The organism is Fructilactobacillus sp. X2R5C3, from assembly GCF_059901325.1.
The window spans coordinates 93,953-108,137 of record NZ_JBWXUY010000001.1 but is presented as its reverse complement, the minus strand read 5'-3'; the positions used below and the strand labels follow the sequence as shown (position 1 = coordinate 108,137).

General features: G+C 42.6%; 14 protein-coding genes. 4 read left to right on the top strand and 10 right to left on the bottom strand.

The annotated features are described in order from the left end of the window. Nucleotides 1-86: 86 nt before the first annotated feature. The 10 genes from rpsR to dnaA form a co-directional block, all read right to left on the bottom strand. Nucleotides 87-323, bottom strand: coding sequence for a 30S ribosomal protein S18 (gene rpsR, locus AC6UDE_RS00515; RefSeq protein ID WP_010022194.1), 237 nt, complete (start codon nucleotides 321-323; stop codon nucleotides 87-89). Between the two features lie 38 nt (nucleotides 324-361). After that, a complete protein-coding gene (ssb, locus tag AC6UDE_RS00510; RefSeq protein WP_500694199.1) occupies nucleotides 362-871 on the bottom strand; it encodes a single-stranded DNA-binding protein in 510 nt (169 codons plus the stop codon). A gap of 24 nt (nucleotides 872-895) precedes the next feature. Further along, nucleotides 896-1,195 (bottom strand): 30S ribosomal protein S6, encoded by a 300-nt coding sequence (gene rpsF, locus AC6UDE_RS00505; protein WP_500694200.1) that lies wholly within the window; start codon nucleotides 1,193-1,195, stop codon nucleotides 896-898. 182 nt (nucleotides 1,196-1,377) lie between these two features. Further along, entirely contained in the window at nucleotides 1,378-2,349 is a 972-nt protein-coding gene (locus AC6UDE_RS00500) for a GMP reductase (RefSeq protein ID WP_500696258.1), read from the bottom strand. Nucleotides 2,350-2,535: 186 nt separating this feature from the next. After that, complete coding sequence (gene gyrA, locus AC6UDE_RS00495) at nucleotides 2,536-4,977, bottom strand: DNA gyrase subunit A (RefSeq protein WP_500696567.1); 2,442 nt, start codon at nucleotides 4,975-4,977, stop codon at nucleotides 2,536-2,538. A gap of 123 nt (nucleotides 4,978-5,100) precedes the next feature. Next, nucleotides 5,101-7,050, bottom strand: a complete 1,950-nt coding sequence (gyrB, locus tag AC6UDE_RS00490; RefSeq protein ID WP_500694202.1) for a DNA topoisomerase (ATP-hydrolyzing) subunit B — start codon at nucleotides 7,048-7,050, stop codon at nucleotides 5,101-5,103. Between the two features lie 21 nt (nucleotides 7,051-7,071). After that, nucleotides 7,072-8,187, bottom strand: coding sequence for a DNA replication/repair protein RecF (gene recF, locus AC6UDE_RS00485; RefSeq protein ID WP_500696257.1), 1,116 nt, complete (start codon nucleotides 8,185-8,187; stop codon nucleotides 7,072-7,074). Between the two features lie 8 nt (nucleotides 8,188-8,195). Further along, nucleotides 8,196-8,414 (bottom strand): S4 domain-containing protein YaaA, encoded by a 219-nt coding sequence (yaaA, locus tag AC6UDE_RS00480; protein ID WP_500694205.1) that lies wholly within the window; start codon nucleotides 8,412-8,414, stop codon nucleotides 8,196-8,198. A 262-nt stretch (nucleotides 8,415-8,676) separates the two neighbouring features. After that, entirely contained in the window at nucleotides 8,677-9,816 is a 1,140-nt protein-coding gene (gene dnaN, locus AC6UDE_RS00475) for a DNA polymerase III subunit beta (protein WP_500696256.1), read from the bottom strand. 216 nt (nucleotides 9,817-10,032) lie between these two features. Continuing rightward, nucleotides 10,033-11,373, bottom strand: coding sequence for a chromosomal replication initiator protein DnaA (dnaA, locus tag AC6UDE_RS00470; protein ID WP_500696255.1), 1,341 nt, complete (start codon nucleotides 11,371-11,373; stop codon nucleotides 10,033-10,035). A gap of 482 nt (nucleotides 11,374-11,855) precedes the next feature. Here dnaA and rpmH point away from each other — a divergent pair, with 482 nt between their 5' ends. The 4 genes from rpmH (at nucleotide 11,856) to jag (ending at nucleotide 14,110) form a co-directional block, all read left to right on the top strand. Then, nucleotides 11,856-11,990 (top strand): 50S ribosomal protein L34, encoded by a 135-nt coding sequence (gene rpmH / locus AC6UDE_RS00465; protein ID WP_500694208.1) that lies wholly within the window; start codon nucleotides 11,856-11,858, stop codon nucleotides 11,988-11,990. 58 nt (nucleotides 11,991-12,048) lie between these two features. Beyond that, nucleotides 12,049-12,405 (top strand): ribonuclease P protein component, encoded by a 357-nt coding sequence (gene rnpA / locus AC6UDE_RS00460; RefSeq protein WP_500695946.1) that lies wholly within the window; start codon nucleotides 12,049-12,051, stop codon nucleotides 12,403-12,405. 2 nt (nucleotides 12,406-12,407) lie between these two features. Next, nucleotides 12,408-13,244, top strand: coding sequence for a YidC/Oxa1 family membrane protein insertase (locus AC6UDE_RS00455; RefSeq protein ID WP_500696254.1), 837 nt, complete (start codon nucleotides 12,408-12,410; stop codon nucleotides 13,242-13,244). Nucleotides 13,245-13,390: 146 nt separating this feature from the next. Continuing rightward, nucleotides 13,391-14,110 carry an RNA-binding cell elongation regulator Jag/EloR gene (jag, locus tag AC6UDE_RS00450; RefSeq protein ID WP_500694211.1) on the top strand — a complete coding sequence of 240 codons (720 nt, stop codon included), beginning with the start codon at nucleotides 13,391-13,393 and terminating at the stop codon, nucleotides 14,108-14,110. Nucleotides 14,111-14,185: the final 75 nt, after the last annotated feature.

The window sequence follows — 14,185 nt, the reverse complement described above, 5'->3', positions numbered from 1 at the left end:
ATAGCTTCTATTTTATCACATTGAGGCAACCCAATAATCGGATAAAAAAAAGACCTAACTAAATTAGTTAAGTCTCAAATTCTTAATTAGTCACCAACTACGAATGGCATTAAGCCCATGATGCGGGCACGCTTGATCGCAATGGTCAACTTACGTTGGTTTTTAGCGCTTGTTCCGGTAACTCGACGAGGTAAAATCTTACCACGTTCTGATACGAAACGTCTTAACAAATCAACGTCTTTGTAATCAATGTATTCAATGTGATTAGCGGCGATAAAGTCAACCTTACGGCGACGATGGCCACCTCTTCTTTGTTGAGCCATGTGTAATTCCCTCCTAAAACATTAATCAAATCGTTCCATTAAAATGGAAGATCATCATCGGAAATATCAATCTGGTCTCCAGAGTTAGCAAACGGATCCTTCGAATTGTCGTTACCTTTGCTATTGTTAGGAGTGGCCTGACCACTCGTCTTTGGAGTTCCAAATGGATTTTCGCTAGGAGCGTGATTGCCACCGTTGTTAACTTGACCCTGACCATTTCCGTTCTGTGAACGTGGTTCAAGGAGAGTGAAGTTCTCAACGACTACTTCGGTAACATAAACTCGTTGTCCCTGCTTGTTTTCGTAATTTCGGGTCTGAATTCGACCTTCAATTCCAACCAGGGAACCCTTATGCACAAAGTTGGCAAAGTTTTCAGCTGATTTGCGCCAAATAACACAGTTGACGAAGTCAGCTTCCCGATCACCATTCGAATTAGTGAAACGACGGTCAACAGCTAGCGTAAAAGTACCCACTGCTGCGCCGTTTTGGGTGTATCGCAAATCAACGTCTCGTGTTAAGCGTCCAGTAAGAACTACTGTATTAATCATACTGAAAAACTCCTTTCATTCTAATTATTTGTCGTCTCTTCTTACGATCATATGACGTAAGATGTCTTTGTTAAACTTAGCAAGACGGTCAAACTCGTCTAGACCTTGGTCGTTGTCGCCTTCTTCAACGTTAACAATGTGGTAAGTACCTTCATTGTAACCGCCGATTTCGTAAGCAAGACGACGTTTTTGCCAGTCTTTTGAATCGATTACGTTTGCACCGTTATCAGTCAAGATCTTATCGAAGCGGTTGACCAAGTCAGTCTTGGCAGCATCGTCGATATCTGGTCTGATGATGTAAGTAATTTCGTATTTGTTTTCCATGAATTACACCTCCTTGTGGACTGTCGGCTCTTCAGTGATTTGAAGAGCAAGGGGAGTCAATTAAAATCTAATTAAACTCACAACGATTGATTATATCATTGATTGTTTTTTACTTCAACAGGACATTCGAGACATTGACTTGCGATACATGATTAAATACGAAGCTTTTTTTAAATCTTTTTTTAATCACCATTATAAATTGAATTTTTTACGACCACGTAATCAACTTTTCTAATGGCATCAATGTCTTTTCCACCAGCATAAGAAATTGAGGACTGCAAATCTTCCTGCATCTCCCGTAAGGTGTCGTAGATGCTGCCTTTAAACGGAACCAACAACTTCTTACCCTCGACGTTCTTGTAGGCACCCTTTTGAAATTGCGATGCGGAACCAAAGTACTCTTTGTATTCCTTACCGTCTTTTTCAACGTTTTTACCGGGTGACTCTTTGTGGCCCGCAAACATCGATCCAATCATGCACATTGTAGCACCAAAGCGAATCGATTTGGCGATATCGCCATCGGTCCGAATCCCACCGTCAGCAATGATGGGCTTTCTGGCACCCTTCGCACAGTACCGAATGGCAGCTAGTTGCCATCCTCCCGTTCCAAAGCCGGTCTTAATCTTGGTAATGCAGGCTTTCCCGGGTCCAATTCCAACCTTGGTAGCGTCCGCTCCGGCATTTTCAAGTGCCCGCACGGCTTCTGGCGTTCCAACGTTTCCAGCAATCAGGAAGGTGTCAGGCATCTGTTCTTTGACGAATTTAATCATATTGATAACCGAGTCCGAGTATCCGTGAGCAATGTCAATCGTAACGTATTCAGGAAGCTGGTTGGCTTTGACCAAATCTTTAATGAAGTCATACTCGCCAGGCTTGACCCCAATGCTGATAGAGGCAAAGACCCCGTCAGCGTGCATCTTTTTAACAAAATCAAGTCGTTTCTCAGGTTGAAAACGGTGCATGACGTAAAAATAACCGTTTTTTGCGAGGCTTTCGGCTAAATCAGCATTAATGACCGTCTGCATGTTGGCGGGTACGACCGGAATCTTGAACTTACGGCCACCGAATTCCACGGAAGTATCACACTCACTTCTAGAATTGACCACACACTTATTCGGAATTAGTTGAATATCTTCGTAATCAAACACGTCCATCTTCATAACTCTCCTTGATTATTTTACGAACTATTTTGTCAAATTTAGTTTAAATGTTTCAAACACAACCAATATCATAATCGAATTGCACCATTTAATCAATATGAAAGTGCCAATTTACGAATGTTAACCATAAATTTAGGCAAAAAAATAGCACTACCGTTAACGTAGTGTTATTTTTGACCATTATTCTTCGGATTGATCGGCAGATGAAGCTGGTTCATTGACCTTTGATTCGTTTTCTTCATCCTTTGCAACGACAGCCATCGTAGCAACCTTAGCATTATCGTCGACTCGGATTAAATGAACTCCAAGGGTGGCACGGCCGGTTTCAGAAACGTTATTAACCGCAAACCGAATCATAACACCCATGTTAGTGATTAACATGATGTCTTCATCACCAGTCACGGTACTTAATCCCACTAGGGGACCATTTTTCTTAGTAACGTTTGACGTCTTGATTCCTTTACCACCGCGACCCTTGATCGGGTAGTCGGAAGCTTTCGTGCGTTTCCCGTATCCATTTTCAGAAATGACAAACACGTCACTATCAGGTGTCAAGATGGCCGCTCCAACCACATAGTCATTTGGTCTGAGTCGAACTCCTCTCACTCCTGAAGCGGAACGTCCCATGGAACGAACGTCATCGGCCTTAAAGCTAACGGCGTACCCCAAATGAGTTCCAATGATCATGTTGTCGCCGTTATCCACGATGGATACGCCAATCACTTCATCATTATCGTGTAAGTGAATGGCCTTTAAACCATTCTTTCGAATGTTCAAGAAGTCAGAGACTGGGGTTCGTTTAACCGTTCCCAGTTTCGTTGTAAAGAACAGGTACTTGTCCTCGTCATTATGCTGGGACGAAATACTGATAACCGTTTGAATCTTCTCATTTTGACCCAAGTTTAAGAGGTTAACAATTGGAATTCCCTTCGCGGATCGTCCGTACTCTGGGACTTCGTAAGCTTTCATACTATAAACTTTGCCAGCGTTCGTGAAGAACAAGAGTCGATCATGGGTTGCCGTTGACAGGAGATGTTCAATGAAATCGTCCTTATTGACACCCATTCCTTGAATTCCACGACCTCCACGATTTTGGGCCTTGAACTCATCGGTTGGTAACCGTTTAATGTAGCCGTTGTGGGTCAATGTAATTACGACGTTTTCCTCTTCGATTAGGTCTTCGTCCTCAATACTGGTAATTTCACCAACCAGTAATTCGGTCCGCCGTTTGTCACCAAACTTCTTCTGAATCTCAAGGAGTTCATCGTAAATAATGCCGTTGATCCGATCTCGACTGTTTAAAATGTCTTTGTAATCTTTAATGTTAGCCAGTAATTTATTGTGCTCGTCGGTAATCTTGCCACGTTCCAGTCCGGTTAATCGAACCAGCCGCATGTCTAAGATGGCCTGAGCTTGCTTGTCGTCTAAATCAAAATTGCTAATCAGTTCGTTTTTGGCGATATCGCCAGTCGCGGAATTACGAATAATCTTGATGACGGCGTCAATGTTGTCAAGAGCAACCAGTAACCCTTCCAGAATGTGAGCTCGGGCTTGAGCCTTACGTAAGTCAAACTTTGTTCTTCTGGTAATAACTTCCACCTGATACTCCAGGTAGTACTGCAAAATTTGTTTCAGACTCAAGACTTTCGGCGCACCATCAACGATGGCTAGCATGTTGAAACTAAAGGAGGTTTGCATCAGGGTTAACTTGTACAGATTGTTCAAGATAACTTCGGCTGAAGCATCCCGTTTAACATCAATCACAACCCGCATTCCATCCTTATCGGACTCATCGTTAATGGCGGTAATGCCCTCAATTCGTTTGTCCCTTACTAGTTCAGCAATCCGTTCGATTAACTTGGCCTTGTTGACCATGTACGGCAATTCAGTCGCAATAATGCGCTGCTTGCCGTTTTTTTGTTCCTCAATGTCAACCTTAGCCCGAACGATGATACTACCACGACCCGTTTCGTAGGCTCTTCTGATTCCAGATTTACCCATGACCACTCCCCCAGTTGGGAAGTCAGGTCCAGGAAGAGCTTCCATCAGATCATTGGTGGTAGCGTCTGGATTTCTCATCAAAATGTGAATTGCACTAATTACTTCGCTTAAATTGTGAGGTGGAATGTTAGTGGCCATTCCAACCGCAATCCCAGAAGCTCCATTTAAAAGCAGATTCGGAATTCTGGCCGGTAAGACCACTGGTTCACGTTCGGTACCATCGTAGTTGGGCTGAAAATCAACGGTGTCCTTGTTGATGTCTCGCAACATTTCCATCGCAATCTTAGAGAGTCGTACCTCGGTGTAACGCATGGCAGCGGCACCATCACCGTCGACGGAACCAAAGTTTCCGTGTCCGTCAACTAACATGTAACGATAACTAAATTCCTGAGCCATTCGAACCATGGCCTCATACACGGAACTGTCACCGTGAGGATGAAACTTTCCTAGAACGTCCCCAACAATTCGCGCGGATTTCTTGTAAGGCTTATCCGGTGTAACTCCTAGTTCGTGCATATCGTACAGGATTCGACGATGAACCGGTTTCAAACCGTCACGAACGTCAGGAAGCGCACGGGACACAATCACACTCATTGCATAATCCAAGAATGATGATCTCATCTTCTTCGATAATTCAATGTTTTGAACTCGACTTGGTTTATTATTTTCTTCATTTGCCAAGAGATTTTGCCTCCATTCCTTGTTAAATCAGTCAATTAACCTAATTGTTTCACGTGAAACAATTTATACATCCAGGTTTTCAACAAAGGTTGCGTTGTCTTCAATAAACTTCCGTCTTGGAGCCACCTTTTCACCCATTAACATGGTGAAGGCTTCTTGAGCAGCCGAAGCATCATCCGAAGTAACCCTTAGAAGCCGACGATGATCTGGATTCATGGTGGTGTCCCACAACTGTGAGGCATCCATTTCGCCTAAACCTTTGTATCGTTGAATTTGTGGTTTTGGTGAAGCCGGAAGTTGGGCTAACAACTCCTGAAGTTCCTCATCAGAATCAACGTATCGTTGGAATTTGTTTCCCTGACGAACTCGGTACAACGGTGGCTGGGCAATGTAGACGTATCCAGCATCAATCATTGGACGCATGTAGTTATAAATTAAGGTTAGAAGCAAAATCTGAATGTGGGCTCCATCAACATCGGCATCGGTCATGATGATTAACTTGTGGTAGTTAACCTTACTAATGTCGAAGTCACTGCCAAAGCCAGTCCCCATCGCGGTAAACAAAGAACGAATTTCTTCATTAGCCAGAATTTTTTCCATCGTGGCCTTTTCAACGTTTAAAATCTTGCCACGAATTGGCAGGATAGCCTGCGTCAGTCTAGAACGACCCTGTTTAGCGGAACCCCCGGCCGAGTCACCTTCGACAATGAACAATTCAGAGACTTTCGGATCCTTACTAGTATTATTAGCTAACTTCCCGGGTAAACTGTTGATTTCAAGTCCGCTTCGTTTTCTGGTTACTTCACGAGCTCTTTTCGCTGCGGCTCGCGCTTTAGAGGCCACGGAACCCTTTTCAACAATCTGTTCGGCAATCTGAGGATGTTCCATCATGAACTTGGAAAATTCCTGACCGAAAATGTGGTTCGTAGCGGTTCTCGCATCAGAGTTACCAAGTTTGGTCTTGGTCTGACCCTCAAATTGAGGATCGGGATGCTTAACCGAAACGACCGCGGTCATTCCTTCTCGAACATCGTCACCAGAAAGGTTCGGTTCGCTATCCTTAATTAAATTGTTGTTTCTCCCGTAGTTATTGATAATTCGGGTCAAAGCCTGCTTGAACCCTTCTTCGTGGGTTCCACCTTCATAGGTATTGATGTTATTAGTAAACGTCAAAAGGGTACTGTGATAATCATTCGTATACTGAATTGAAACTTCGACCGTGATGCCATTTTCCTGACCCTCAATGTAAATCGGATCTTTGAAAATCGGAGTGCGACCCCGATCGAGGAATTCAACGTAGTGCCGAATTCCACCTTCGTAGAAGAAATCGTGTTCCACGGGTTTTTCGGGGCGATCGTCTCTAATTGTGATTCTTAACCCCTTGTTTAAAAAGGCCAGTTCTCTGACACGCGTGGTCAAAGTCTTCATGTTAAAGGTCGTGGTCTCGGTAAAGATGTCTGGATCGGGAACAAAGTGAACCTTAGTTCCGTGAGCATCCCTGGGTGCGTCCCCAATGACTTTCATTGGCGTCTTGACGTGACCCCTTTCAAAGTCCATGTAGTACCGCTTGCCACCTTTAGTAACAACAACGTCCAGTTCCTTTGACAAGGCGTTTACCACTGAGGCTCCAACTCCGTGAAGTCCACCAGAAACCTTGTATCCGCCACCACCGAATTTACCACCAGCGTGAAGGATAGTGAAGACGGTCTCTAGTGCCGATTTACCGGTATCTTTTTGGGTATCCACGGGAATCCCACGACCATTATCAACGACCGTAATACTGTTATCCTTTTCCACGGTAACGTTGATTTCGTCAGCAAAACCCGCCAACGCTTCGTCAATTCCGTTATCGATAATTTCCCAAACTAAATGATGGAGTCCCTGTTCGTTAGTGGCCCCAATGTACATTCCAGGACGTTTTCTGACCGCTTCTAGTCCCTTTAGGACTTGGATTTGACTAGCGTCGTACTCCCCGGCCCGTTCTCTTTTTGCTTCTTTTTCTTGATCAGTCACTACAATTCCTCCTCAACTACGTTACTCGGATACAATGACTCCCTTTTCAATGTGAAAAGTCTTGGGATTGTTGATTAAATCAGATGCGACCCCACTCATACTTGTGGTGGTTAGAAAGGTTTGAACCCGATCCTGAATGGCAGTCAGCAAGTGGGTCTGCCGACTTTCATCAAGTTCAGACAAAACATCATCAAGTAGTAAAACCGGGTATTCACCGGTTTCTTCTTTCATTAAATCGATCTCGGCCAACTTCGTGGATAATGCCGCCGTTCGCTGTTGACCCTGCGAGCCAAAAGTGGAGACATCCTTGCCGTTAACCATGAAGTGTAAATCGTCACGATGCGGCCCAAAGATCGTCGTTCCTTGCCTCACTTCTTTATCTCGATTGGCCTTAAATTTAGCCAGCAAACTCCGATAGATTCGTTCCACCGATGTTAAATCGGTCTTTTTTAGCGTGGTGACGTATTTAAATCGCAACGTTTCCTTTTGTTGTGAAATTTCGTAATGGATGGCCGAAGACCATTTCTGTAATTTGGCAATCAGTTGGATGCGTTGAAAAATAATCTCGGCCGCATACGCTGAAAGCTGGTCTGACAATACATCCAGGTAGACCAGATCACTCTGTTTGTGAAGTAATAGTTCACGTAAATAGGCGTTTCGTTGTTTCAAAATTCGACGGTACTGGGTCATGTTGTATAAATAGCGATTACTCATCTGGCCAAACTCCATGTCCATAAAGTGCCTTCTAATCTGAGGCGAACCCTTTACAATCGACAAATCTTCGGGAGCAAACAAAATCACGTTCAGCTGCCCGACGTAAGACGATAGCTTGGGCTGCTCAATGTGATTGACCTTAGCTCGCTTGCCATTTTTACCAAAATCAAGCTCTAGTTCAGTGGTAGTATGGTTCTTTTTAACTCGACCCCACAATTGCGCATGGTTCTCCTCCCAATTAATCAAATCACGATTGGTGGTGGTCCGATGACTTTTGGTAAGTGCGAGCGCGTAAATTGCTTCAAGTAGATTGGTTTTGCCCTGGGCGTTTTGTCCAAGTAACACGTTCACTCCATCTGAGAAATGAACGTCAGCATCTTTATAATTACGAAAATTGCGTAATTTCAATTCTTCTAGCTGCATGCTCAACCCTACTTTGTCTTAATAAAAAACATCCCTACGTCTGGAATTGAGACCGTATCACCCTGGTAGAGTTTCTTGCCACGTCGATTCTCAGGCTCATCGTTTAGATACACCATATTTTCCTTTAGGTACCACTTCGCTTTGCCACCTGATTCAACAATGTTCTCTTCTTTTAAGAGTTGCCCTAAAGTTATGTACGGAGTCGTTATGAAAATGTCTTTTTTCATGAATTCACCCACTTTCAATCTATTTCTATTATACGCTAAAATTTGGTAAAAGTACATAAATCGGGCGATTTTATGCGTTTTATGCGCATATACGTATTTCTAGACAAAAATGCCTAAAATGATCTAAAAAGCTCATATTCGTAAATAAATGGAAATATGAGCTTTTTTAATATTTTGTGGTCTTTGGTAAGTGAAATTTAGTTTCATTTTAAGGACATAAAAAAACGACCTCAAAATGAAGGTCGTTAGTAATCATTCTTAATTAAAATGTTCGAACTGGGGTAATCAGTTGGATGAAATCTTCTTTATTTTCGGTTGGAACCAGTGTGAACGGACGAAGGGCTGATGTAAACGCAATCTCGATGTCAGTTTGACCAAAAACTCGGAGGGCTTCTTTCATGTAATCAGGGTTAAACGAAATTTCAAGGTCTTCACCCTCTGAAGTCTTTGGCTTTAAGTCTTCCTCAACGGTTCCGACGTCAGGGGAATTCCCGGAAATGGTAACCACCTGATCGGTTGGTTTAATCGTCAACTTAATGACGTTATTTCGTGATTCGTGTGACAAGAGTGAAGCCCGTTCGATTGCGGCGAGCAGGTCACCAGCCGCAAATTCCATCTTGGTACTTGACGTCTTTGGAATCAGACGTGATGTATCAGGATAGTTACCCTCAAGTAGACGGGAGTAGAACCGGGTGTCGCCGAGAGTAAAGAGGACTTGATTCTCTGACAGGTTCATCTGAATGTTTTGATCGATTCCGTCAAGCATGTGGGAGAGTTCCTTCAAACTGTCACCTGGGATGACCACGTCGAATTTCCCGTCATCATCAGCTGGGAGGCTAACTCTTCGTTGGCTCAAACGGTGACTGTCGGTCGCAACCGCCAGCAACTTATTGTTAGCAAGCGTGAAGTGCACCCCAGTCAAGATTGGCCGACTTTCCTGTTTTGAAACCGCAATGACCGTCTGTCCGATAACCTGTCTGAAAATATCAGCCGCTAAATCAACCGTATTGTCGGAATCAATTTCAGGTAGATGTGGGTAACCGTTCGCATCAAGACCGTTGATCGTAAATTCTGAGTTACCTGACTTAATCGTGGTCTGAAAGTTGTCACCAACTTCTAATGACATGGTTTTGTCGGGTAACTTTTTAACGATCTCACTAAAAAAACGGGCTGGTAAGACGATGCTACCAGTTGAGTTAATCGTGAGTTCATTATCCGGGTTAGAAGCTTGAATGCTAGTTTGAATTGAAACGTCAGCGTTACTACCAGTTAGTAAAATGTCACTTTCTGATACGTCTAATTTTAAACCCGTCAAAATTGGAATGGTCGTTTTTGATGAGATTGCTCTTGATACGGTATTTAGTGCTTTGATGAAAGCATTACGGTTAATTACGAAATTCATTGCCAAATTTCCCCCTCAAAATGTGGTGCATGTTTATTTACTTAATTAAAAAGATAAAAAACAGTAGAAGCAGTAGGCACTGTTAATACTGTGGATAACTCAATGATTAGTTACGGAATAAAAGTTATCAACTGTGGATAACTTTGTGGGTAAATCAACGGTTAATTTCTCGTTTATCCACACCCGTCATTATAACATTTTTAAACCGAGCAACGCTTAGTGCTGGAGTTCCGTCTTGATGTCTGAGATTTGCTTACTCAGATCAGAGTCATTTGCGGCCATTTTACTAATCTTGTCGTAAGCGTGAATGACGGTAGTGTGATCCTTACCACCGAATTCGTCGCCAATTTTTGGAAGCGAATTGTCGGTCATTTCACGTGACAGGTACATGGCAACCTGTCTAGGAACCACGATGGCCTTGACCCGTTTGGTGCCCTTAATTTCCTTTACACTAATGTGATAGTAAGAGGCGACTTTCGAGATAATGTCTGACACGGTCAGAGCCGAGCGCGCCTTTGCCAACTTCAGTGGCCTTAGGGCGTTTGCCACTAGTTCAGTATCAATGGGAGCGTTATTGAGTTTGGAAAAAGCCTGAACCCTTGATAACGCCCCCTCTAGTTCTCTGACGTTAGACTCAATTTGGCTCGCGATGTAGCCTAATGCGTCTGCTGGAATGTTCATGTTGTCAGCTTTGGCCTTGGCTCTAAGGATAGCGGTTCGTGTCTCTAAATCGGGAGCAGTAATGTCAACGGATAGTCCCCACGCAAATCGGGATACCAACCGGTCTTTTAGTTTTGGCACTTCGTTTGGCAACCGGTCAGACGTTAAGACAATCTGCTTGTGATTGGAATATAACGCTTGAAAGGTGTTAAAAAACTCATCCTGAGTTCCTTCTTTATTACCAAAAAACTGGATGTCATCAACTAAGAGGACGTCGACGTTTCGGTAAACGTTTCTGAAATCATCCATCTTATTGTTTTGGATGGCACCGATAAAGTCGTTGGCGAATTTCTCACTTGTAACGTACATCACTCGCTGACTCGGGTCGTGTTTGATAATGTTGTTGCCAATCGCGTGCATCAAGTGGGTCTTACCTAGACCAACTCCACCATATAAGAAGAGTGGATTGTACAATTTTCCGGGTGACTCACTGACCGCTAGCGCTGCGGCCTGAGCCATCTTGTTACCCTGTCCAATCACGAAGGTTTCAAAGGTGTAATTGGGCTCTAAGTGCGTGTCGGTGTAACTATATGACTTTTCGCTCTCGTCTTCCGGTGTAGGAACTGGGGTTTGCTTCTTTTTTAATTCTTCTTCTAGAACAAATTTTGGTGAAATGTTCTTGTAAGTAATGGCATAAGCGTACTCAACCAGCTGACTTTTAAGCATTTTCTCCCAGTAGTCACGGTGAAGCGAGGATGGTAATTCGAGTGTTAGGGTATCGCCATCATATGAGATTGGGTTCACGGTGGCGATCCATGTATCATATGTCGTTCCCTCAAATTTCGGATCCGCTTTAAATTTATTTTTAATTTTGTTCCATAATTCGTTTTGATCCATTGAGAGTGACTCCTTGTGTTTAAATTATGAATGTATAATATCATTTTTAAAAAAAGTTTTCCACAGAAAAAACAGGGTGTGGACAAATGTTTCACACCCTGTTTACTGGTTATCCACAGCATTGTTAATAAATATCAAAATCACGCGAATATTTTAGGTAATTAACATGAAAATGTGGACAACTAATTATTAATGTGACGGGGATGTCAGCGTGATTATTGATTTTATCCACAGATTGTGGTTAACGTTGTTAACATGCTGTGTTTTTGTTTAAAAACGTGTTGAATTCGTGTTAATTACGGGATGAGTTATCCACAATAATCCACAAGTAAATTTTATGAAACTTTTTTGAATCGAACGGAGTGTTACCTATGAATTTAAAATCTCTATTTGAAGATTGGTCGATTTGTGATACTATAAGTTAGAAAAGCTATTGAATAAACAATTTAATATAGGCGATTAATTAGTAAGGAGGGTTAGTAATGAAAAGAACTTACCAACCAAAGAAACGTCGTAGAAACCGCGTTCACGGATTTAGAAAACGTATGAGCACTGGCAAAGGTCGCAAAGTGTTAGCACATCGACGTCAAAAAGGTAGAAAAGTATTATCGGCATAGGCCACTGACCATTCAGTGGTCTTTTTCATTATTTTTTGAAAATACTTGGAGATTATTCATGAGAAAATCGTACCGTGTCAAAAAAGAAGCTGACTTTCAAAAGGTTTTCGAAAAACATGATTCAGTTGCTAATCGACAATTTGTCGTGTATCAACTGGAAAAGCCGGGACAAAAACATTTTCGCATCGGGATTTCCGTTGGAAAGAAGATTGGAAATGCCGTGCATCGCAACTGGGTTAAACGTAGAATTCGCCAGTCGATCACCGAATTAAAGCCAGACCTAAAAACGGACGTTGATTTTTTAATCATTGCGAGACCGAGAGCGGATGCGATGTCACAAAAAGACGTTAAGGCAAGTCTAATTCATGTTTTAAAGTTAGCTCATTTACTAGATTCTGATTATAGCGAGGAATAAAATTGAAAAAACTTAAACGAATCGCTACTACACTTGCAATTGCCAGTATTGGTCTGGTGCTTACGGCATGTAGTAACGCCCCAATTACTAGTCATAGTAAAGGAATTTGGGATGGCTTAGTTGTCTTGAATTTCTCAAGAGTGATTATTTGGTTATCAAAGTTCTTTGGCGATAACTATGGAATTGGAATTATCCTCTTCACCATTCTGGTTAGAATTATTCTTCTTCCGTTAATGATGTATCAGACCAAGAGTATGAAGAAGACTCAGGAAATTCAGCCCCAATTGAAGGCCCTGCAAAAGAAGTACTCCAGTAAAGATTCAGAGACCATGGAAAAACTGCAGACCGAGCAGCAAAAGCTCTATAAGGAAGCAGGAATTAATCCATGGGCCGGCTGTTTGCCAATGGTAGTCCAGTTGCCAGTGATCTTCGCCTTGTATCAAGCCATCTGGCGAACTCATATCCTTCGAACTGGTCACTTCTTGTGGTTACAGCTAGGAACTCCGGATCCGTACTACATTCTGCCAGTTTTGGCCGCCGTGTTCACGTTCCTTAGTTCGTGGCTGTCAATGAAAGGTCAACCCGAATCAAACGGAATGACCACGATGATGACGATTGGGATGCCAATCATTATCTTCTTCACCGCGTTAAACGTGCCATCAGCTTTGTCACTATACTGGGTGGTAACCAATGCGTTCCAAGTAGTTCAAACGTTATTGATTCAGAACCCTTGGAAGATTAATCGTGAACGTGAAGAAAAAGAACGTGAAAAGCGTCAACACGATCGCGCCGTTAAAAAGGCCATTCGAAAGGCCAAGCAGAGTAAACATCACAAATAGATTACTAAACAAAAAGCAGACGTTGGTCTGCTTTTTTTATTTTTGTGACAAATGTAATATTACATCTCTAAAATCCTATTCCAACAGCTATTTAATTTGTGCTAAGATTAATAGCGTTAGACGTTTACAAAAATAGGAGAACAATAATGACGAAATACACCGGAGCCACCATCGAAGAAGCCGTTAAAAATGGCTTAAAATCACTTGATACTAATCGAAATAATGTTGAAATTAAAGTTATTAAAACCGCAAGTAAGGGATTTTTCGGACTTTTTAAACATCCCGCAGAAGTTGAAATGGAATTGAAATCATCTGCTCCAGACCCAAAACCAGCAGGTGGCAAGTTAAAAATTAAAAGAGAAGCGAGCACGGCGGTTGCTAATCCAGTTCAAACAGAGGATCGCCACGCTAGAAACGTTGAAGCTATTAGTGGACTAATTAAATATTTACAAGCAATTACTGATCAGATGGGGATTGAGGCCGAGCTAAGTTATGAGATGCCAAACAATCGGCACGTGATCATTAACTTTGATACGCCCAAAGAGGGGCTTTTGATTGGCAAACACGGTCGGACCATCAATGCCTTACAGGAGTTAAGTGGGATTTATTTAAATAACATGGGGATTAGCTACCTTGAAGTTGAGCTGGATACGGCTAATTATCGCAGTCGGAGACTTCAGATCCTTACTAGTCTAGCTGAGCGAACCGCAAGAGAGGTCGCCGCCACCGGCAAGCCGGTCTATTTGGATCCGATGCCATCTTTTGAGCGCAAACAGATTCACGTGACGCTTGAAGATAACCCCTACGTGATGACGTATTCGGCAGGACGGGAACCCCATCGTTCAATCGTGGTAGCTCCACGGTAAAATGATTGACAAAATAAAACTTTCGTCTTATTATATGTAAGATTGTAAATTCGAATAGGTAAAGTAGTGAAAGTA

Excerpts from the sequence above, each read along its gene's own strand:
- rpsR (WP_010022194.1), bottom strand. The coding sequence starts at position 323 with ATGGCTCAACAAAGAAGAGGTGGCCATCGTCGCCGTAAGGTTGACTTT.
- ssb (WP_500694199.1), bottom strand. The coding sequence starts at position 871 with ATGATTAATACAGTAGTTCTTACTGGACGCTTAACACGAGACGTTGAT.
- rpsF (WP_500694200.1), bottom strand. The coding sequence starts at position 1,195 with ATGGAAAACAAATACGAAATTACTTACATCATCAGACCAGATATCGAC.
- AC6UDE_RS00500 (WP_500696258.1), bottom strand. The coding sequence starts at position 2,349 with ATGGACGTGTTTGATTACGAAGATATTCAACTAATTCCGAATAAGTGT.
- gyrA (WP_500696567.1), bottom strand. The coding sequence starts at position 4,977 with ATGAGATCATCATTCTTGGATTATGCAATGAGTGTGATTGTGTCCCGT.
- recF (WP_500696257.1), bottom strand. The coding sequence starts at position 8,187 with ATGCAGCTAGAAGAATTGAAATTACGCAATTTTCGTAATTATAAAGAT.
- yaaA (WP_500694205.1), bottom strand. The coding sequence starts at position 8,414 with ATGAAAAAAGACATTTTCATAACGACTCCGTACATAACTTTAGGGCAA.
- dnaN (WP_500696256.1), bottom strand. The coding sequence starts at position 9,816 with ATGAATTTCGTAATTAACCGTAATGCTTTCATCAAAGCACTAAATACC.
- dnaA (WP_500696255.1), bottom strand. The coding sequence starts at position 11,373 with ATGGATCAAAACGAATTATGGAACAAAATTAAAAATAAATTTAAAGCG.
- rpmH (WP_500694208.1), top strand. The coding sequence starts at position 11,856 with ATGAAAAGAACTTACCAACCAAAGAAACGTCGTAGAAACCGCGTTCAC.
- rnpA (WP_500695946.1), top strand. The coding sequence starts at position 12,049 with ATGAGAAAATCGTACCGTGTCAAAAAAGAAGCTGACTTTCAAAAGGTT.
- jag (WP_500694211.1), top strand. The coding sequence starts at position 13,391 with ATGACGAAATACACCGGAGCCACCATCGAAGAAGCCGTTAAAAATGGC.